This window comes from Pseudoxanthomonas sp. z9 (assembly GCF_006542425.1).
Lineage (GTDB): Bacteria > Pseudomonadota > Gammaproteobacteria > Xanthomonadales > Xanthomonadaceae > Pseudoxanthomonas_A.
In genome coordinates this window covers 367,065-386,484 of the sequence record NZ_VFID01000003.1, presented here as the reverse complement: position 1 = coordinate 386,484, position 19,420 = coordinate 367,065, and the positions used below count along the sequence as shown (strand labels likewise).

12 protein-coding genes and 3 tRNA genes are annotated in these 19,420 nt (G+C 63.2%); 14 read left to right on the top strand and 1 reads right to left on the bottom strand.

What is annotated here, in order from left to right; translation table 11 throughout:
- The first annotated feature begins 4 nt into the window (after positions 1–4).
- The 13 genes from lpxK (at position 5) to FG323_RS04095 (ending at position 14,774) form a co-directional block, all read left to right on the top strand.
- Complete coding sequence (lpxK, locus tag FG323_RS04160) at positions 5–1,003, top strand: tetraacyldisaccharide 4'-kinase (RefSeq protein WP_141453271.1); 999 nt, start codon at positions 5–7, stop codon at positions 1,001–1,003.
- Positions 1,000–1,767, top strand: coding sequence for a 3-deoxy-manno-octulosonate cytidylyltransferase (kdsB, locus tag FG323_RS04155; protein ID WP_141453170.1), 768 nt, complete (start codon positions 1,000–1,002; stop codon positions 1,765–1,767). Before lpxK ends, kdsB begins: the two co-directional genes overlap by 4 nt.
- Positions 1,764–2,228 (top strand): low molecular weight protein-tyrosine-phosphatase, encoded by a 465-nt coding sequence (locus FG323_RS04150; protein WP_141453169.1) that lies wholly within the window; start codon positions 1,764–1,766, stop codon positions 2,226–2,228. The genes kdsB and FG323_RS04150 overlap by 4 nt, the downstream gene beginning before the upstream one ends.
- A 25-nt stretch (positions 2,229–2,253) precedes the next feature.
- Entirely contained in the window at positions 2,254–3,675 is a 1,422-nt protein-coding gene (locus FG323_RS04145) for a redoxin domain-containing protein (protein WP_141453168.1), read from the top strand.
- Positions 3,672–5,519, top strand: a complete 1,848-nt coding sequence (uvrC, locus tag FG323_RS04140) for an excinuclease ABC subunit UvrC (protein WP_141453167.1) — start codon at positions 3,672–3,674, stop codon at positions 5,517–5,519. Before FG323_RS04145 ends, uvrC begins: the two co-directional genes overlap by 4 nt.
- A 7-nt stretch (positions 5,520–5,526) precedes the next feature.
- A complete protein-coding gene (gene pgsA / locus FG323_RS04135) occupies positions 5,527–6,174 on the top strand; it encodes a CDP-diacylglycerol--glycerol-3-phosphate 3-phosphatidyltransferase (RefSeq protein ID WP_141453166.1) in 648 nt (215 codons plus the stop codon).
- Positions 6,165–6,240: transfer RNA gene (locus FG323_RS04130), tRNA-Gly, on the top strand. Before pgsA ends, FG323_RS04130 begins: the two co-directional genes overlap by 10 nt.
- Before the next feature lie 90 nt (positions 6,241–6,330).
- Positions 6,331–6,404, top strand: a tRNA-Cys gene (locus FG323_RS04125).
- Positions 6,405–6,502: 98 nt separating this feature from the next.
- Positions 6,503–6,586 (top strand) — tRNA-Leu (locus FG323_RS04120).
- 1,828 nt (positions 6,587–8,414) lie between these two features.
- Positions 8,415–10,235 carry an RHS repeat domain-containing protein gene (locus FG323_RS04110; RefSeq protein WP_141453164.1) on the top strand — a complete coding sequence of 607 codons (1,821 nt, stop codon included), beginning with the start codon at positions 8,415–8,417 and terminating at the stop codon, positions 10,233–10,235.
- A 113-nt stretch (positions 10,236–10,348) separates the two neighbouring features.
- Positions 10,349–13,531 carry an RHS repeat-associated core domain-containing protein gene (locus tag FG323_RS04105; protein ID WP_181444079.1) on the top strand — a complete coding sequence of 1,061 codons (3,183 nt, stop codon included), beginning with the start codon at positions 10,349–10,351 and terminating at the stop codon, positions 13,529–13,531.
- Positions 13,528–13,953: a hypothetical protein gene (locus FG323_RS04100; protein WP_141453162.1), complete on the top strand. Its 426-nt coding sequence runs from the start codon at positions 13,528–13,530 to the stop codon at positions 13,951–13,953. Before FG323_RS04105 ends, FG323_RS04100 begins: the two co-directional genes overlap by 4 nt.
- Before the next feature lie 500 nt (positions 13,954–14,453).
- Complete coding sequence (locus FG323_RS04095) at positions 14,454–14,774, top strand: hypothetical protein (RefSeq protein ID WP_141453161.1); 321 nt, start codon at positions 14,454–14,456, stop codon at positions 14,772–14,774.
- 126 nt (positions 14,775–14,900) lie between these two features.
- Here FG323_RS04095 and FG323_RS04090 read toward each other — a convergent pair whose 3' ends face one another.
- A complete protein-coding gene (locus FG323_RS04090; protein WP_141453160.1) occupies positions 14,901–17,519 on the bottom strand; it encodes a TonB-dependent receptor in 2,619 nt (872 codons plus the stop codon).
- 272 nt (positions 17,520–17,791) lie between these two features.
- On the opposite strand from FG323_RS04090, the gene FG323_RS04085 reads away from it, so the two are divergent.
- Positions 17,792–19,411 carry an FMN-binding glutamate synthase family protein gene (locus FG323_RS04085; protein WP_141453159.1) on the top strand — a complete coding sequence of 540 codons (1,620 nt, stop codon included), beginning with the start codon at positions 17,792–17,794 and terminating at the stop codon, positions 19,409–19,411.
- Positions 19,412–19,420 lie beyond the last annotated feature (9 nt).

Here is a 19,420-nt window from a genome sequence, read left to right as displayed (position 1 = left end):
TGAAGTGAACAAGTCCCGGCACGTTCCGCCCGCGTACTGGTACAACGACAAGTCCGTCCCGCTCCACGCAGGCTGGCTGGCGTCGATCTATGCCGCGCTGATCGGGCTGCGCGCGCGGCTCTTCCGCTGGGGCGTGTTGCGCCGGCACCGGTTGTCCGTGCCGGTGATCGTGGTCGGCAACGTCACCGTCGGCGGCACCGGCAAGACTCCGCTCACCATCGCCCTCGTGCAGCGCTTGCGCGAGGCCGGATTCAAGCCCGGCGTGGCCAGCCGGGGCTATGGCCGTGCCGACGATCGCCAGCCGCTCTGGGTGGAGGCGGCGACGGCGCCGGAGCAGGGTGGCGACGAGCCGGTCCTGATCGCGCGCCGCACCGGCGTGCCGGTGCGGGTGGATCGGGATCGCGTCGCCGCGGGGCGCGCGCTGATCGCCGCCGGTTGCGACATCGTGGTGTGCGACGACGGCCTGCAGCACTATCGCCTGCGGCGCGACGTCGAAATCGAGGTCATCGACGGGCAGCGCCGGTATGGCAATGGCCGCCTGCTGCCGGCCGGTCCATTGCGCGAACCGGCCGAACGCGCGGCGCGATGCGACTTCCATGTCCTCAACGGCGGCGAGCCGGCGTTCGGCGAATGGCCGATGCGGCTGCATACCGAGGCGGCGCAGCCGCTGCGTGGCGGCCGCCCCCGGCCGTTGGCCTCATTCGCCGGCCAGCGCGTCCATGCCGTGGCCGGCATCGGGTATCCGCAGCGCTTCTTCGACAACCTGCGCGGCCTGGGCATCGGCGTGGTTCCGCATGCCTTCGACGATCATCACGCCTATCGCGCCGAGGATTTCGCCTTCGGCAGCGAACTGCCGGTGCTGATGACCGAGAAGGATGCGGTGAAATGCGCCTCTTTCGCCAAGGACTGGTATTTCAGTGTGCCGGTGTCGGCGCGCCTGCCGGAAGCCTTCTGGGTGGCGCTGCTGGATCGCCTGGCCAGGACGGAAACCCCGACATCATGACGACCGGATTCATCGTGGCCATTCCGGCCCGCTACACCGCCTCCCGCCTGCCGGGCAAGCCGCTGCGCCTGATCGGCGGCGACCCGCTGGTGCTCCACGTTGCCCGTCGCGCGCTGGCCGCCGGTGCCGGCGAGGTCTGGGTGGCCACCGACGACGAGCGTATCCGCGCCGCCCTGCAGGACACCGGCGTGCGGGTGGCGATGACCCGCGACACGCATGCCTCGGGCAGCGATCGCCTGGCCGAATGCGCCGACATCGCCGGCTGGCCCGACGATGCGGTGGTGGTCAACCTGCAGGGCGACGAGCCATTCGCCCCCGCCGCCGGTATCCGCGCGGTGGCGCAGGCGCTGGTCGACAGCGGCGCGGAGATGGCCACGCTGGCAACGCCCGTCGAGACGGCCGAAACGCTGTTCGATCCCAATACTGTCAAGCTGGTGCGCGCCACCGGCGGCGATGCGCTGTATTTCAGCCGTGCGCCGATTCCCTGGCCCCGCGACGCCTTCGCCCGCGATCGCGAAACCCTGCCGGCGGGCGATCACTGGCTGCGCCATATCGGCATCTACGCCTACCGCGCCGGCTTCCTGCGCCGCTACACGCGGCTGCCGCCGGGACGGCTGGAACAGATTGAGTCGCTGGAACAGTTGCGGGTGCTGGAAGCCGGCCATCGCATCGCGGTCGCGCTGACCCCGGAACCGTTTCCGCCCGGCGTGGACACGCCCGAGGATCTGGCCCGCGCCGAGCAGCAGTGGGCGCGCGGCGCATGAGGCTGCTGGTGGTCTGCCTGGGCAACATCTGCCGTTCGCCGATGGCCGAAGGCGCACTTCGCCATCATCTGGCCGCTTCGCCGCTGGCTGGAAGCGTGGAAGTGGATTCGGCCGGCACCAGCGACTGGCACGCGGGCGAACCGCCGGATCGCCGCGCCATCGCCTGTGCCCGCCAGCATGGCGTGGACATCGCCGGCCTGCGTGCGCGCCAGTTGCGGCGGGAGGACTTCGAACGCTTCGACTGGCTGCTGTGCGCCGACGGGCAGAATCTGCGCGACGTGCGCGGGCTGGCGCCGCCGGGGCTGGCCGGCAAGGCGTCGCTGCTGCTGGAATGGACCGGCATCGAGGCCGGCGGCAGCATCCCGGACCCGTATACGGGCGGTCCGGCCGATTTCGATCATGTCTGGCGACTGGTCGATTCTGCGGCACGGGCGGCGGTCCGGCGCCTGTCCTGCGGATAGGACTGCGGCATAATCGATGCGGATCATGAATGCCGCGCCCGCTCCCGAACTTCCCCAGGGCTTGCCTTGGCTCAACGCGCCCTCCGGCTCGCTGCTCGAACAGCGCGGCCGGATCGTGGCGCTGGCCTTCGTCAACGCCGCCTCGGCCTGGTGCGGACAGCGCCTGAACGAACTGGCCGCGCTGCAGGCGCGCCATGCCGGGCGCCTGCAGACCCTGGTGGTCAACGTGCCGCGCTTCGACAGCGAACGGGACCCGCAGACGGCGCTCAAGCGGCTGCGCCGCCATGGCATCGGGTTTCCCATCGCGCATGACGCCAACTGGGCGGCATGGCAGGCGTTCGGCATCGAGGCCTGGCCGACCGTGCTGCTGATTGATGGCGAGGGCATGATCCGCCACCGCCTGGTCGGCACCGACAACGGTGCCGAGCTGGACCGTTCCGTGTCCGCGCTGTGCGAAGTGCTGGGACGGCCGGTGGACGACGATCTGCGGGCACCGCGCGAGAGCCATCCCGAGCCGCGCCTGCCGCTGCGGTTCCCGACCGGCCTGGCCGCCACCCCGGATCGCCTGTTCGTGGCCGACAGCGGGCATCACCGCATTCTCGAATGCACCCACGGCGGACGCGTGCTGCGCCAGTTCGGACTGGCGGCGGCGGACCTGATCGACGGCGACCATACCCACGCCGCGTTCCGCAATCCGCACGGCCTGCTGGCGTTGCGCGAATGCCTGTACGTGGCCGATACCGGCAACCATGCCCTGAGGCGCATCCATCTGGCGACCGGCGCGGTCGATACCCTGTGCGGCAACGGCCGCGCGGGGGAGCCGGTGGAAGGCGTCGTCGCCCAGGCACGCGCGGTCCCGCTCAACCAGCCGCTCGCGCTGGCGGCCAGCAACAACCAGATCCATATCGCCATGGGCGGCGACAACCGCATCTGGAGCTACGACCTGGCCACCCGCGACCTGGGCGCGCCCGCCGGTTCCGGGCAACTGGAAGTGCGCGACGGCAGCGGGCCGATGGCGGCATTCGCGCAACCCGCCGCGCTCGCCGCCATCCACCAGACCCTGTATGTCTGCGACGCGCTGGGATCGGCCATCCGTTCCGTGCAACTGCGCACCGGCGTCGTGCAGACCCTGGTGGGGCAGGGGCCGTGGACGTTCGGCGGCGAGGACGGGCCGCGCGAAACCGCCCGCCTGCAACACCCGCAGGGCATTGCCGTCAGCATCGACGCGCCGCAGATGTGGATCGCCGACACCGGCAACGGCAGCCTGCGCAGCCTGCGGCTGGGAGGCGGCGAACTGAGCAGTGTGCCGCTGCCGCGGACGCTGCACGGCCCCACCGGCCTGGCCTTGTCCCCGGGCACCGTCTGGATCGCCGAGACGGACGCCCACGCGGTGCTGCGCTACGACATCGCCAGCGGCGAACTGAGCCACGTGCCGATCGACGAATGAGCGGTCGCAAGTCCTCCGATTTCGATGGCAAGGCGTTCGCCGCCGGCCTGAGCCTGGCGCCGGGCGTCTACCGCATGTACGCGGCCGACGACAGTCTGCTCTACGTCGGCAAGGCCGGGGCGCTGCGCAGGCGGGTGTCGAGTTATTTCAGCAACACGCCCAAGACCCCGCGCATCCTGTCAATGCTGTCGCAGGTGGCGCGGATGGATGTCACCGTCACCCGCACCGAGGCCGAGGCGCTGCTGCTGGAAAACCAGCTGATCAAGTCGCTGGCGCCGCGTTACAACGTGCTGCTGCGCGACGACAAGAGCTATCCCTATGTCCTGCTAACCCAGGAGACCTGGCCGCGGATCGCATTCCATCGCGGGCCGCGCGCGGTGCCGGGCCGCTACTTCGGCCCCTATCCCAGCGCCGGTGCGGTGCGCGAAACACTGAACCTGATGCAGAAGCTGTTCAAGATCCGCAACTGCGAGGACAGCGTGTTCCGCAATCGCTCGCGGCCCTGCCTGCAGTACCAGATCGGCCGGTGCAGCGCGCCCTGCGTCGGGCTGGTGGAATCCGCCGGCTATGCCGAATCCGTGCGCCAGGCCGGGCTGTTCCTGGATGGCCGCAGCGACGAACTGAGCGGTGAACTGAGCGCGGCGATGGAAGCGGCCAGCGAGCGGCTGGAATTCGAGGAGGCCGCGCGCCTGCGCGATCTCATCGGATCCATCCGCAGCCTGCAGGCGCGCCAGTACGTGGACGGGCACGCCGCCGATCTGGACGTGCTGGCCTGCGCGATGCGCGGCAGTTCCGCCTGCGTGCTGCTGCTGGCGTTCCGCGACGGCCGCAACCTCGGCACCCGCACGTTCTTCCCGCGCACCAATGGCGAGGAGAGCGCGGACGAAGTGCTGGCCGCCTTCGTTTCCCAGTACTACGGCGAACAGACCCCGCCGCAGGAAATCATTCTCGATCGCGAGATACCGGACGCCGAACTGATCGAGACCGCGCTCTGCACTTCGGCCGCCCGACGGGTGCAGTTGAAGTGGAACGTGCGCAGCGAGCGTGCCGGTTACCTCGACCTGGCGCGGCGTAACGCCGAGATCGCGCTGGTGACCGAATTGACCAGCCGTGGCGCGCAGACCGCGCGCAGCGAGGCGTTGCAGGAACTGCTGGGGCTGGCCGAACCCGCCCAGCGCATCGAATGTTTCGACATCAGCCATACCATGGGCGAGGCCACCGTCGCCTCCTGCGTGGTGTTCGACGCCAACGGCCCGGTCCGCGCGCAGTATCGGCGCTTCAATATCACCGGCATCGAACCCGGCGACGATTACGCGGCCATGCACCAGGCGATCGAACGCCGGTTCCGCCGCGCGGTCGAGGAGGGCGGGGTGCTGCCGGACGTGCTGCTGATCGACGGCGGCGCCGGCCAGTTGGCCCAGGCCCGCGGGGTATTGGCCGATCTGGGCGTGGACAGCGTGGTGCTGGTGGGCGTGGCCAAGGGCGAGGAGCGCCGGGCCGGTCATGAGACCCTGGTCCTTGCCGATGGCCGCGAGGTGCGTCCGGGCGCCGCCTCGCCGGCCCTGCAATTGATCCAGCAGGTCCGCGACGAAGCGCACCGGTTCGCCATCACCGGCCACCGCGGCAAGCGCCAGAAGGCGCGCATGACCAGCAAGCTCGAGGACATTCCCGGCATCGGTCCGCGCCGTCGCGCCAGCCTGCTGAAGCATTTCGGCGGCCTGGCCGGACTCAAGGCCGCGGGCGCGGACGAGATCGCCCGGGTCGAGGGCATCAACGCCGCACTCGCCGAGCGGATCTACGCTAACCTGCACGGGTTGCCGGCGCCGATTGCGGGAAACGAGTAGGAATGCAATGAAGTTGACCATCCCCACCTGGCTCACCCTGTTGCGGATCGTGCTGATCCCGGTGCTGGTGCTGGTGTTCTACCTGCCGCACAAATGGACCAATTTCGCGGCGGCCTTCATCTTCATCCTGGCCGCCGTCACCGACTGGCTGGATGGCTGGATCGCCCGCCGCTACCACCTGTATTCGGCCTTCGGCGCGTTCCTGGATCCGGTGGCGGACAAGCTGATGGTGGCGGTGTCGCTGTTCCTGATCGTGCAGGACAACCCGACCATGTGGATGGCGATCTGGGCGGCGGTGATCGTCGGCCGCGAAATCGCGGTGTCCGCGCTGCGTGAATGGATGGCCGAACTGGGCCAGCGCGCACGGGTCAAGGTGGCCACCATCGGCAAGATCAAGACCATCGTGCAGATGGTGGCGCTGGGCTGCCTGCTCTATGCGGCCACCCCGGGACCGGTGGACCGGGCGGACATCTGGCTGGGTGAATGGATTTTCAGGATCGGCGACTGGCTGCTCGCGATTGCCGCTATACTTACGCTCTGGTCCGGTTTCCAGTACCTGCACGCGGCATGGCCGATTCTGCGGGCAGACGAGAAAAAAGCAGTTGACAGTTCTCGGGATACCGGTAAAATTTCCAACTTCACCACGCGGGAATAGCTCAGTTGGTAGAGCACGACCTTGCCAAGGTCGGGGTCGCGAGTTCGAGTCTCGTTTCCCGCTCCATATTCAGGACAAAACCCCGTTCGCGGGGTTTTATTTTGTAAGGCGCTTGAAATGGCGCCGTGATTGCGCCAGTCTCGCGCAATCGCCATCGGCCTGGTGGCAGAGTGGTTATGCAGCGGACTGCAAATCCGCGTACGCCGGTTCAATTCCGACCCAGGCCTCCATTCAAGAAAACCGACCACGCGGTCGGTTTTTTTTGTGCCTGACGGGCGGCATGCGAACGACTTTCCATCGCGCGCCCGCTCAGGCAGGCTATCCGCATGCCCGGATGGCGAAATTGGTAGACGCATCGGACTTAAAATCCGCCGGCCGCGAGGCCATGCCGGTTCGATTCCGGCTCCGGGCACGCTATGTCCTTGTACTCAATAAGATTTACTGCTGAAACTGTGCCAAACGGCGTCGGATGTGCCTCCGCTGATGCATGGAACATCGGATGAAAATTCAAATGCGCATCCGGTGTGCCAAAGCCGGCACAGCTATCAGTCACAAGCTGGCACATACCTGTATCTGCTGTGCCGTGTGTGCCAGTAAGCATTGCGTATGTGCTTGATTGATTTGCACGATAGTCGGAGTTCGATTCCGGCTCCGAGCAGCAAAACACTATCCGCCGATGTCCAGGGAAGCCAGAGGAAACGTACCGCCCATCAAAGAAATTCCGGCGGGGAGGTTTACGGCGCATAGCTCCTATGAGGCCCAGACGCTGAATGCGGACCGCCTTAGTCCCGACGCGGGCGGAAAGATGCAGGTCCGCTGGGGGACGGCGAACAGGATTGGAGGGTCTGCAACGCCAGCATTCCGCGATGAGCTAGTGACGCAGATGGAGATATACGGCGCTCTGCGAGCGAAAGCGCAAGATGAAGGAAAGCCGATATGGCAATTTTGGTGAATGTTTATCGGTTGATGTTTAGAACTTTGAGCAAATGAAGCCCCGGCCTAGCCGGGGTTTTTCTTTTGAAGGATTGGCTGGGTCAGCCTAGGCGCCAGACATCAATCTCCTCTTGAATTCGACTTCCCCGTCCAGGGAGTGAAAATATCCGCCCTAGGAGAGGGGAGGGGACACAAATGGGCTTCCGGTTCTATCGACGAATCAACCTTGGCAATGCGCTTGGACTGAACCTGAGCAAGTCACGCATCGGCACAAGCGTCAGGGGGGGCAAGCACAGGTCTATAGGGTCTAGCGGCTTCAGTATTCGCACTGGCATCCCAGGACTTAGCTACAGGCAGGGATGGGGGAGGGGGGCAAGGCGCGCTAGTGTTTATTGCGGTGGCTGCGTTTCTCACTGTTGCCGCTGTGCTGGCGGTAGTGGCCTTCAAGGTGCTTGTCGTCTTACTGACTTTAGCCTGGCAATGCGCCCAATGGTGCTTCCTTACGGCGCGCGATTACATCGAGTACCGAAAGACGGGTAAACAGCCGATAGCGACGCTCCGGGCTGAGCCGGTGAGTCCTATGCCCGCTATAGAGCGGCGGTCAGAGAAGACGTTCGCTCAAATCATCGAAGAAGCCAGGACTCAAAACTTGGACCGTTGATGGCTAAAAGTCGCGCTGAATAGGCACGCAGTTCACGTCGATACGTAGTGCCAACCCTCTCCGGACGCTGTGGTAACGGGAGGGTGCTACGGTCCGGGTATGAAGCTCAGGACCCAACGAAGGATTGCTCTAGGCGCTCGCATTGCCGTGGCATATGGCGTTTACTGGTGCATGGAGCCCGGCAACGACAGGGCAGTACCCGACATTCCTCCTATTGCCGGTGCGTTTGGCCAAGGATGATAGAGCTTGCGTAGATATTGGGGCAGGCCAATAAGGGCTTCGAGGTAACGACCGCCAATCACCTGCTTCTATCTCTTGGATTTGAAATGTGACCCAATAGGTATTGACGGACCTATCCGGTAAGCGGTATTGATAATCGGCATTTCGCATGGGGGTGCGGTGGATCGTCGTGCATTCTGGAGTGGGCTGGCCTTCGTTTGAAGGCCGCCCGCTACTTCGCGCCTCACCAACGAGAAGAAGCTCGGAGGTTCACGAGATCTCAAAGCCATGCGCGTGGCACTAGGAAGTGAGCCGGGTGTCGTTATTACAGGACCTAACGGAGGCGCGCGTGAAAATAAGAGAGTGGATCAGTGTGATGGAGAGGCGTGGGCTCGATGGAGTTTACAGGGCCGTAAACAGGCGCCAAATGGGGAAGGTTGAATCGCTACCTGCATCCTGGCGGGGTGTCGCCAGAACGTCCGCCTTATTGACTACTCTTGCATTGTGGGCACATCCCGCTCTCGCCCAACTCAGGACGTATCAGTACGAGTATCAAGAGACTGTTGACGAAGCTACGAATATTTCTGCTTTGTCTAGCGATTTGTTTGGAGACACGGTTAGCTATATCGATGGCGGTGTTGAATTCAGCGTTTCCGACGTTGAGTTGAAAACAAACTCAATAATTCCTGTCGGCTTCGGCAGAAAAATAAGGCCAGCAAGGTCTCCCGAGGGCAACTCGCTACGTGGTAGCGTTGACCAAACCAAGGATTTGTTAGGAAAGTACTGGGTTCCAGATCTGCCGGTAATTTCCGGAATCTATCAGACAGGCAGCTACTTTGTGACTGGTAGCTCTCCTCGCTGCTCAAGCGGAAAGCTCTCGCCTCTTCCTATATCGATGTGGCCACACAACGGACCATACTACATCTGGACTTTCAATTTCTGGAATGGTGTTTCAATCAACATTCCACGCAAGGGTGAGGAAGCCGTTGATCGTTTGGCGGCGGCCACGGTTGTGCCTGCGGACGGTGCTGCCTATAAATACACCACCAAATCGAATTGGATGATTTCTTGTCTCGGAGCATTAAAAAATGCGGTGGGAGAAGGATTTTCAGCCACTTTGCCGGATGGAACGAAGTACTTCTTTGATTGGATGGCAACTCAAGAGCAAAAGAGGCTATTTCTATTCAACATGACTGAACCTCAGCGGTCTGAGACTGTGTACCGAACAAAGGTAATGATATTTGCCACTAAAGCCGTCGATAAGTTCGGCAACTGGGTTGAGTACAACTACGACGCACAAAATCCAACGAGGATTACCTCCATTACCAGTTCTGATGGTGCTTCCATTGGCTTTCAGTATGACGGATATGGAAAATTGTCAACTGTCAGCGCGGCGGGGAGGACGTGGACCTATTCTTACGTTCCGCATCCTTACGACACCAGTCCGGGTGCCCGAATATTGTCGGGCGTACAACTTCCAGACGGCTCTAGTTGGGCGTACGAATACAAGAATGACATGATTGGGTACTCGTCGGATGCAGTCAAATTTGCCATTGATGGAAATGACTGCACCTTTAACCCTGGCACCATGACCTCGGCCTCACCTAGTGATCCCGCAAAGGAAGGCGAGTTAAAAATCAAGCACCCATCTGGTGCATCTGGCGTATTCAAATTTAGGGCGCTTGTTCACGGAAAGAACAACGTTACCTCTGGGGTGTGCGGCTGGGGGGATAGCGCCGGTTGGGTTCTTAGTGGACGCCCCAAGGCGTATCCATTGAGTAGTCTGGTCTCTAAGGCCGTTTCGGGTCCGGGCATTCCGTCGCGAACTTGGTCTATTTCCTATTCTCCGAGCTGGAGTTACGAGAACCAATGCGCATCTGGCTGCCCTGGGACGTCCACGACAACCGTTTCGGATAGTGCGGGGAGGGTGGAGAGGTACGTGTTCGGCAACGATTTCAAAGTGAACGATGGGAGGCTCATTACGAAAACAATATCTTCTCAGTCAGCACTGCTGTCTCGGGTCGATTATCAGTATCTTGATAACTTGAGCGGGCAGCCATTCCCTGAGTACTTCGTCATTCCCGAGGGCTTGAACGAGACACTCGAGAATCAGTTACCCAAGAGGAATGCGCCTGTCACGCGAACAGCGATTACGCAGGATGGCGTCGTGTTCTTGAGCGCTGTAAATGCATTTGATGGTTTTGTAAGGCCTATCAGCATTACTAAAAGCAGCGCACCTGCGCCGTAGGGCGATTGGGAGCCCGTGGGGTGTTAAGCCGGCCTAGCGATGGCCAGACGCCATTTGGGGATATACGCATGAAGCGAACAGGGAAGCAGGGGATGAAGCGGACGATATTGGGAATGTTGCTGGCGTTGCCGCTGGCGGTGCAAGCTCAGAGCTGGAGCCGGACGGAGACCATCACGTACCACGACAACCCGACGTTGTGGGTATTGGGGCAGACGGCCAAGGTGACCTGCGTGGCGCCGGCCGAGTGCACACCGAGTTGGGCGCCGACCGGTATTGTCGTGTCGGAGACGACCTACGATGCATTCGCCATGCCGGTGACGGTGAAGGCCTATGGCAAGCTGCAGCAGACCCTGACCTACAACAGTACTTCCACGGTGGCCAGCGGCCAGTTGGGGACGTTGAGGTGGCTCAAGGATGGCAACAACAACACGACCACGTTTGCCAACTGGAAGCGGGGCATCCCGCAGTCCATCACCTATGCCGACAACAGCACCCAGTCGGCGGTGGTCAACAATAACGGCTGGATTGACTCGGTCACCGACGAGAACGGCTACAAGACCTGCTACACGTACGACACGATGGGGCGGTTGGCCAGTACAACGTACCCGTCCGAGACGGCGGCCAACACTTGTGATGGCAGCACGTGGACGGCGACGACGTACACGTGGGAATACCGCAACGTCGCCGAACACGGCCTGCCGACCGGCCATTGGCTGCGCCGCAACCATACCGGCAACCATCGCCGCAACACGTTCTATGACGCCCTGTGGCGGCCGGTACTGGAACACTACTACGACGGCGCCAACACGAACGCCACCATCCAGACGCGCGCCTGGGCCTATGACGCCGAAGGGCGGGTGACGTTTGCCGCCTACCCGGTCAACGCCCTGACCGGAGGCACCACCGGCACCTGGACCGACTACGACGCCCTGGGCCGGGTGACGGCGGTGAGCCAGGACAGCGAGCAGGGGCTGCTGATCACCACCACCCAGTACCTCGGCGATGCGACCAGCGCGTATGTGCGCACGGTCAGTCCCCGCGGCGTGGTGACGGTGACCCGGCACCAGGCCTTTGACCAGCCCAGTTACGACACCCCGGTGCTCATCGACCAGGGCCAGAACCTGGCCGAGCGGGTGGGCATCGACATCACCCGGGACGTGTTCGGCAAGCCGCTGTCCATCCGCAAGCGCAACGCGGCCGGGACGCTGGCGGTGACCCGTAGCTATGCCTACAACGCCAACCAGGAGCTGTGCCGTTCGGTGGAACCGGAGACCGGCGCCACCTTGATGGGCTATGACGGGGCCGGGAACCTGGCCTGGAGCGCGGCGGGCCTGCCGGCGACCACAGCCTGCGAGGCCAACGGCACCAGTGGTCCCGTGGTGCTGCGCAAGGCGTCACGGACCTACGACGCCCGCAACCGGGTCAAGACGCTGGTGTTCCCGGACGGACGCGGCAACACGACCAACACCTATACCCCCGACGGCCAACTGGCCAGCACGGCGGTGGACAACGACGGCACCAACGTGGTGACCACCAGCTACACCTACAACCGTCGGCGCCTGTTGACGCTGGAACGGATGACCTGGGGGAGCGTGAACTGGCCGCTGGGCTACGGCTACAACACGCTGGGGCACCTGAGCTGGCAAAGCTATCCCGATGCGGTGTCGTTGGTGAACTACGCACCCAATGCGTTAGGCCAACCGACTTCGGTCATTGACCATGCCGGCAACGTCTACGCCAGCGGCATTCAATACCATCCCAACGGGGGCATGAAGCAGTTCAGCTACGGCAACGGCATCGTCCACACGATGACCCAGAACGCCCGGCAGCTGCCGGCGCGCAGCACCGACAGCAACGGCGTGCTGGACCTGGGCTATGCCTACGACAAGCATGCCAATGTCACCGGCATCACCGACTACACGACCGGGGCGCGCCAGAGCCGTTCCATGATTTACAACGGTCTGGACCAACTGGTCCAGACCACCGGCGTCAGTTTCGGTACGGCCAACTACAGTTACAACGTGCTGGACAACCTGACTTCGTTGAAGGTCACGGCCGGCAGCCACGCCCGCGACCACACCTACCATTACGACGGCAGAAATCTGCTGACCAGTGTGACCAACACGGTGGGCGGCGCCACGGTGGTGGGCCTGCAGTACGACCCGCAGGGCAACCTGAGCAACAAGAACGGGCAGGGCTATACCTTCGACCTCGGCAACCGCCTGCGCACGGCTGACAACCTGGTCAGTTATGTCTATGACGGCCACGGTCGGCGCGTACGGGACGTCACGGCGGCCGGCAGCAAGTACAGCTTGTACAACCAGGCCGGACAGTTGATGTATGCCAGCGACGTACGGCAGAGCAGGCAGACCTACTACATTTCGCTGAACGGAAGCCTGTTGGCCACCCGCGAGAAGAACACCGCCACCGGTGCCGTGGTGAGCCGGTTCCAGCACACCGACGCGCTGGGGACACCCATCGCGGTGACGGATGCGGCCAAGGCCATCGTTGAGACCAGCGAGTACGAGCCTTATGGGCGACTGACCAACCGGGCGTTGACGGACGGACCGGGCTACACCGGGCATGTGCAGGATGCGGCCACTGGGCTGACCTACATGCAGCAGCGGTATTACGACCCGCTCATCGGGCGGTTCCTGTCGGTGGACCCGGTGACGGCGTACTCAATGCCTGGCGCCAATTTCAATCGGTATTGGTATGCCAATAACAATCCTTACAAGTTTACAGATCCGGATGGGCGCAGTGCGTGTCCTGGTTCGACCAAAACTGCGTGTATCCAGTCCGACACCTATGTTGAAAGTAGATCGACAGGTCAAACGACACAAGCCTCAGATTCTGTTGCTAAGGCGATGGTTAATCAGAAGAGTGTGGTAGCCGTACCAAGTGGCAGCCAAAAGGAAAAAATTGGTTTCGTGACGCCGGCCGAAGGCGGCGGTCATAAAGTAACGTTGGCTTCGGATGCGACGACGGCCAGGACGACGCGAACGGATTCTGCGACGGCCCCTATTCCCAAGGGAGCCGAAGCAATCATTCACGGACATATTAATGGACGGACCGATGGCGTCATTAGTCCTGCGGATGCTGCGCCCCTTAAGCATGGCCTCCCCAATGGCGTTGTCAGTGAGGGACGTGTCGGGGTCACGGAGATCGTTGGTGGTCGCCTTCAGTTCCGAATGCTTGATGGAAGGATGACTCAGCGCGAGGCGAAAGAGCTTCAGAAGAGCTTGGATAGGCAGCAGCTTCAGCCAGAATTCATGAATCCGGAGACCACCCAATGACTAGCAAGTGGGTTCTAATTGTTACTTTTATCTGTTCATTTGGACTTGCTGCCTGCTCATCGCATAAATTGAAAACGGAACTTTCAGCTGATCAAAGATTTCTTGATGTCGCCGCAAACCCGAAGCAGTTTGAAGGAAAGGAAGTGACATTCCGAGCATGGATAACTTTGCGTCATGAGGATAAGAACCTATGGGCGACAATGAGTGATGGCGAGAACTGGGAGACGTTGCGTTGCGTCTCGCTGATCAATTACGACTCGTTAGATGGCCGTAAGCGTGACTTGGATGGTCGTATGGTCGAAGTGACGGGAACCATTGTTAGCGATGCGTCGGAAGGTGGAACCATAATCCGGCTTGGCGCTTGCCGTGATGTGGCTATCGAAATATCGGGACCATCAGCAATCAAATTGGTGATTCCTTAGCAAATGAAGTCATGCAGCAGAAGTCCGTCATTGCAAAACCGCTCGCCTGAATGTGTACGCGAATACTGCTTGGCCGAACTGGTCCGGGACGGCAGGTAACCGCCAGGCGAATCAGTATGCCCCGCACTCGTCCTCTCCAGCGGTGGCGCCCCAGAAAGCCGTGGTGCCACAAGGCCGGCTGGGGCCAGCAGTCCTGAGTGAGAGGACGCCCGCCACCGAGGCAAGCTCTCCCCAGCACCCAATCCCCATTGCAGCGCCTCCACGACTGGGGACGACTTCGCAAAAGCGTGTCAGATTGTGAGTCAATGCCACTGTAAAATCATGTATTTATTTGTTAAGTCAATGGTTTGATGTCTACTTGCGGTTGAGGCTCCGGCACAGGCATGCAAGCCGATAGGTTTCTTACGGTCGAACGCGTACCGGAAGAAGCCGTCGATGTGGTATCTGGAAGATCGTGGGGGTGGACGTGATCGACTTCTTCTATGCCCGATGGAACGCGTATGCACATCTATGAGGTAGTGCGTTGGGGCAATGATGCCGAGGATCCCCTGAGCGGTGGTCCCAATGGTCCGGACACCTGCTTTCTCGTGCGCGCGCTTTCCATTGAGGACGCGGCCAGCATCGTGGATCGGCGACTGGCGGAGCTGCCGCACGAGCGTGTCCAGCCATGGGCGCATGCGGTCTATCTGCTGGGCGAGGAATCGATCGCCTCGGATGCGCCGCGAATCCTGCGTGGTCCGTACGTCCAGTCCGCGTATTGCCATGGCTGGCGGCAATGGCATCGCAACGCGCGGGATGAACCCTGGCAGGAGAAGATCTGAGCGTTCACCGGAGAGTCTTGTCTAAGGGAATGCCGGCGGTGTGGCTTGCGAGCGCAGGAATCGACGCTGCGAAAGCCGGATGAAAACGGCGGCGGCCGTTGAGCGGCCGCCGCGTCGCCATCCGCATCAGAACCGGTACTTCACCCCCAGCGAGACGAACTGGCCGCGCAGGTTGTACTGGGTGATGTCGAAGCCGTTGGATCCTCCGGCCGGATCGAAGGGCGGATCCTTGTCGGTGAGGTTCTGCACGGACAACGACAGCGTGGTCTTGGGAATGCCCTGGTAGGCCACGTACAGGTCCAACTGGTGATAGGGCTTGACCTTGTCGCGCAGGCCGGGATTGCTGACCTGGGTGGAGACCCGCTGATCGTAGCCGGCGATGTATTGCAGGCTGAGGGTGCTTTCCCAGTCACCGGCTTCCCAGCCCAGCGAGGTGGTGCCACGGTTCTTCGGCAGCGCGCCCAGGCGGTTGTTGCCTGCACCGTCGTAGGGCGTCTGTCCGGCCACCAGCGGTTGCTTGAACTCCAGCAGGTGGGTCCAGCTTCCGGCCAGGGTGAAGTTGCCGGCGGCGGCGGTACGGAAGGTGCGGCTGAAATCCAGATCGATGCCGGAGGTCTTCAGTTCCCCCTGGTTGGAATACTGGTTGGTGATGATCTGGATGCGGCCCTGCGCATCGCGGATCACCCGGCCCGGGAACAGTGCGGGGTTGTTGACGATGAACTGCGCGTTGTCCGGTTTGATCAGGTTGTCCTGTTCGATACGGTAGTAGTCGATGCCGATGCTCGTGTCCGCGTCCGGCGACCACACCGCGCCCAGATTGAAGTTCTTCGAGCGCTCCGCATCCAGATCCGGGTTGCCGGTACGAACATTGGTGACGCCCCGGCTGCCGCCGGGGGAGAGCGGGTCGAACGGATCCACCACGGTGCCGTAGCTGATGGTCTGGCCGGGAGCGATTTCCGGCAGCGACGGTGCGCGGAAGCCGCGCGAGAACGAGCCACGCAGCAGCAGCGACTCCAGCGGTTGCCAGCGCAGCGCTACTTTCGGCGAGAAGGCGTTGCCGAAGTCGTCGTAGTGATCGGCACGGCCGGCCAGTTGCAGTTCCAGGGTCCGGTGCAGCGGCACGCTGAACTCGGCGTACGCGGCGCTCACCTTGCGCTCGCCCTTGACGATGTTGATGGCCGGGCGAAGTTCGGTGCCCGACAGCACCTGGCGACTGGTGCGCGCATCCAGTGATTCGCGGCGGAACTCCGCGCCCCAGGCGAAGCCGATCGAACCCGCCGGAAGCTCCAGGAAGGAGGTCGAAGCCTTGGCGCTGATCCCGTCCAGCCGGTAGTAACCCGGGCGCTTGGTCTGCAGGCGCAGGTCATTCAATGGCGCCGGGGTACTGGTTGGATCCAGGAAGTCGTAGCTGCCGTCGGCGAGGATTCGCTCGAAGGCGTAGCGGTTGATGAAGTTGTCGACGTATTCGCGTTGCAGGCTCTGCGAGGTTTCCGCGGCGACTTCCCAGTCCCAGCGCTCGGTCTGGCCGCGCAGGCCGGCCAGGGCGCGGTAGAACACCTGGGTGTTGTCCTTCAGGCGCGGACCGAGATCGAAGAAGGTGTATTCGAACGGCAGCGGCACGCCGTTGGGATTGTCGGGATGGCCGACCGGCAGCGCCACCGGGATGTCCACCAGGGTACCGGTGGCCGGGTTGTAGGCGCGCAGGCCCGGGCCGACGGTGAGCGGCGCGCTGAAGATCTGGTCCGCCTGGTTGTGGCTGTAGAGCAGATCGGCGAACAGTTCGGTGCGCTCGCCCAGGCGGAAGGTCGCGCTCAGCGAGGCCTGGATGCGTTCGGCGCCCGGTTGCAGGGTCTTGTACGGCTGCGCGTTGAAGGCGCAGGCGTTACCGGGCAGGGTGCTGCCGAAATCGCTGTAGGGACGCAGCACGCTGCCGTCCGGGCAGGGCGAGAACGGGGTGGGCTGGCGCGGATCAAGCAGCCAGTTGCCGCCCGCGGTCGACCAGCCGGCCAGGCGGCCGCCGGGTTTGTCGCGGAAGTCGCCGCTGCGGGTGAAGGCGCGTTCGTCCGCGTCCAGGCGTTCGCGCTTGAGCAGATCCAGGCCGAACAGCACGTTCCAGCCCTGCTGTTCGAGATCGCCGAAGCCGAGCAGCAGGTTGGCCTTCTGTTCGTCCAGTCCGCCACGGGTGGCGCCGCCGACCGCGCCGCCCACTTCGATGCCCTGGAAGTTGCGGCGCAGGATGATGTTGACCACGCCGGCGATGGCATCGGAACCGTAGACCGCCGACGCGCCGTCCTTCAGTACTTCGATGCGCTCGACCGCACTGATCGGAAGCGCGTTGAGATCGACGAAGGTGTCCTGGGTGTTCAGGGCGAAACCGAAGTTGGCCACGCGATAGCCATTGACCAGCACGAGGGTGTTCTTCGGGCTCAGGCCGCGCAGGCCGATCGAGGCCGAGCCGGCGGAGAAGCTGCCGGTGTACTGCTCGTCGTAACTGTTGCCGGCGTTGGCCGAGAGCGAGCGCAGTACGTCGGTCAGGGTCGACTTGCCGGTGCGTTCGATTTCTTCCCGGCTGACCACCTGCACCGGATTCGGCCCGGCGGTGTCGCTGCGCTTGATGTTGGAACCGGTGACGACAACCGCGTCGAGCGTCTTGTCCGGAGCGGTTGCGCCGGTGTTCTGGGCGTGGAGGAGGGGAGAGGTGATGGCCAGGGTGATGGCCAGGGCAAGCGGGGTGGTTCGCGACATCGAAAGGCGTCAAACAGTGGGCGCATGATTACCGCACGTCGATGCTGCACTGCCGAATGGCCGTGGCTCATCGCCACATGACGAATTGCCATGTGATCCGGATTGACGCGTGGTCCGCCCGCGCCGAAAGCCCCGCGCCCGGTCGTACAGGCGGCGGTCGCGCGGCGATCACCGGCGCGCATTAAGATGCTCCTGCCGCGCGGCACCGTGGGTGCCGGTCGTTCCGGTCATGCGGACAGGGTGGGCGGCCGCCCGGTCCGGCAAGGAGCGTGATGAATCGTTACCTGGCCTACGGGCTCTGCATCCTGCTGGCGCTGCTGTCGCTGGCGCTGTCCTTCCACTGGCCCGCGTGGGGCTGGCCGGCCGGCCTGTTCGGCGCGCTGGCATTGCTGGGCACCTGGGATCTGCTGCAGACCCGCAGCACCCTGCGCCGCAACTATCCGGTGCTGGCGCATTTCCGCTACGGACTGGAGTCGGTGGGACCGGAGATCCGGCAGTACTTCATCGAAGGGGATACCGCCGAGGTACCGTTCTCGCGCCAGCAGCGCTCGCTGGTGTACCAGCGTGCCAAGGGCGTGATGGACGTGGTGCCGTTCGGCAGCCAGCAGGATGTCTACAGCGTGGACTACGAATGGATCAACCATTCGCTGGCGCCGACGCAGGTGGATTCGCACGATTTCCGCATCACCATCGGCGCCAGTACGGCGCATCCGTACTCGGCCAGCGTGTTCAATATCTCGGCGATGAGTTTCGGCGCGTTGTCGGCCAACGCCATACGCGCGCTCAACGAAGGCGCGCGGCGTGGAGGTTTCTATCACGACACCGGCGAGGGTTCCATTTCCCCCTACCATGTCGAGCATGGCGGCGATCTGGTGTGGGAAATCGGTTCCGGCTATTTCGGCTGCCGTGACGAGCAGGGTCGCTTCAGCGAGGAGCGTTTCGTGCGGAACGCGCGCCTGCCTTCGGTGAAAATGATCGAGATCAAGCTGTCGCAGGGGGCCAAGCCTGGCCATGGCGGCGTGTTGCCCGCCGCCAAGGTGAGCCCGGAGATCGCCGCCACCCGGGGCGTGCCGATGGGGCACGACTGCGTATCGCCGGCCCGCCATTCGGCGTTCTCCACGCCGGTGGAACTGCTGCAGTTCGTCGCCCGCCTGCGCGAACTGTCCGGCGGCAAGCCGACCGGCTTCAAGCTGGCCATCGGCCATCCCTGGGAATGGTTCGGCATCGCCAAGGCGATGCAGGAAACCGGCCTGCTGCCGGACTTCATCGTGGTGGATGGCGCCGAAGGGGGGACCGGCGCGGCGCCGGCCGAATTCATCGACCATGTCGGCGTGCCGATGCACGAGGCGCTGCTGCTGGTGCACAACACGCTGGTCGGGCTGAAACTGCGCGAACGCATCCGCATCGGCGCGGCCGGCAAGATCATCAGCGCCTTCGACATCGCCCGGACCATGGCGATGGGCGCGGACTGGTGCAATTCCGCGCGCGGCTTCATGTTCTCGCTGGGCTGCATCCAGTCACAGAGCTGCCACAACGATCGCTGCCCGACCGGCGTGGCGACCCAGAATCCTGGCCGTTGGAAGCACCTGGACGTGGGCGACAAGTCCGTGCGGGTGCAGCAATTCCACGACAACACCCTGAAGGCATTGCGCGACATGCTGTGCGCGGCCGGTCTGGAACATCCGCAGCAACTCGGGCCCGAACACATCCTGCGCCGGGTATCACCGGTCGAAGTGCGGTCGCTGGCGACCCTGTACCGTTTCCTGGAGCCGGGCGAATTGCTGGATCGGATTCCCGCGCATGCGGTGTTCCAGCAATTCTGGGCCGAGGCGCGCAGCGACGCGTTCAATCCACCGGCGCGAGTGCGCGCGCTGCAGGACAGCAAATCCTGATGATGAGCA

What these genes read in the sequence shown, in the direction of transcription:
- FG323_RS04110 (WP_141453164.1), top strand. Translation starts at nt 8,415, where the DNA reads ATGGGGAAGGTTGAATCGCTACCTGCATCCTGGCGGGGTGTCGCCAGA.
- FG323_RS04150 (WP_141453169.1), top strand. Translation starts at nt 1,764, where the DNA reads ATGAGGCTGCTGGTGGTCTGCCTGGGCAACATCTGCCGTTCGCCGATG.
- FG323_RS04085 (WP_141453159.1), top strand. Translation starts at nt 17,792, where the DNA reads ATGAATCGTTACCTGGCCTACGGGCTCTGCATCCTGCTGGCGCTGCTG.
- pgsA (WP_141453166.1), top strand. Translation starts at nt 5,527, where the DNA reads ATGAAGTTGACCATCCCCACCTGGCTCACCCTGTTGCGGATCGTGCTG.
- uvrC (WP_141453167.1), top strand. Translation starts at nt 3,672, where the DNA reads ATGAGCGGTCGCAAGTCCTCCGATTTCGATGGCAAGGCGTTCGCCGCC.
- FG323_RS04145 (WP_141453168.1), top strand. Translation starts at nt 2,254, where the DNA reads ATGAATGCCGCGCCCGCTCCCGAACTTCCCCAGGGCTTGCCTTGGCTC.
- FG323_RS04105 (WP_181444079.1), top strand. Translation starts at nt 10,349, where the DNA reads ATGTTGCTGGCGTTGCCGCTGGCGGTGCAAGCTCAGAGCTGGAGCCGG.
- kdsB (WP_141453170.1), top strand. Translation starts at nt 1,000, where the DNA reads ATGACGACCGGATTCATCGTGGCCATTCCGGCCCGCTACACCGCCTCC.
- FG323_RS04100 (WP_141453162.1), top strand. Translation starts at nt 13,528, where the DNA reads ATGACTAGCAAGTGGGTTCTAATTGTTACTTTTATCTGTTCATTTGGA.
- FG323_RS04095 (WP_141453161.1), top strand. Translation starts at nt 14,454, where the DNA reads ATGCACATCTATGAGGTAGTGCGTTGGGGCAATGATGCCGAGGATCCC.
- FG323_RS04090 (WP_141453160.1), bottom strand. Translation starts at nt 17,519, where the DNA reads ATGTCGCGAACCACCCCGCTTGCCCTGGCCATCACCCTGGCCATCACC.